This window comes from Aliiglaciecola litoralis (assembly GCF_039523355.1).
GTDB classification, from domain to species: Bacteria; Pseudomonadota; Gammaproteobacteria; order Enterobacterales; family Alteromonadaceae; genus Aliiglaciecola; species Aliiglaciecola litoralis.
In genome coordinates this window covers 1-523 of the sequence record NZ_BAAAFD010000059.1, presented here as the reverse complement: position 1 = coordinate 523, position 523 = coordinate 1, and the positions used below count along the sequence as shown (strand labels likewise).

The 523-nt window shown below is 32.7% G+C and carries 1 protein-coding gene; it reads right to left on the bottom strand.

What is annotated here, in order from left to right:
- Positions 1-140 precede the first annotated feature (140 nt).
- The gene (locus ABD036_RS19155) at positions 141-431 is read right to left on the bottom strand and encodes a hypothetical protein (RefSeq protein WP_343799778.1); all 291 of its coding nucleotides are present in this window, start codon (positions 429-431) and stop codon (positions 141-143) included.
- Between the last annotated feature and the right edge of the window lie 92 nt (positions 432-523).

The following is a 523-nucleotide window of genomic DNA, read 5'->3' as shown; positions in this document are numbered from 1 at the left end:
TTGCCGTTGTCTTCCTAAGACCGCTTGGCCTCCGACTTACAAAACTGAAAAAAACTAAGCATAATCTTAGCTAATTAGGAGAAAAATAAAAATTCTAAAAAGGAGAATTAGAACTTACAAATAAAAAAACAAAACTTAACTTACCAACAGTCTTCTAAATATTTCCTGACCTTTTTCTCACTGATTCCTAGTCCGTATGCAATCTCCTTAACTGTAAACCCTCTTTTGACTAACTCATGAACTATGCTAACTAGGTCATCCTCACTTTCAATATAGTACGTTTCTCCTTCAATTATTACTTCTTTTTTCATTTCTCTTTCACTGATATCATATATGTAAAAACTCATATATAAATCTTTCTCTAAACTTTTACGTTTGTATCTCTCGACTTTCAATAAGAGGCCTCCAATTTTTTCCAACACTGCATTCATAAATTGAAGGTTCCAATTTTTCTATCTCCAATTTTTTAAAAAAGGCCACTTTTTATTAAGTCGGATCGTAGCCATGTCGTTCTGTGGGCCAA

What these genes read in the sequence shown, in the direction of transcription:
- ABD036_RS19155 (WP_343799778.1), bottom strand. Translation starts at nt 431, where the DNA reads ATGAATGCAGTGTTGGAAAAAATTGGAGGCCTCTTATTGAAAGTCGAG.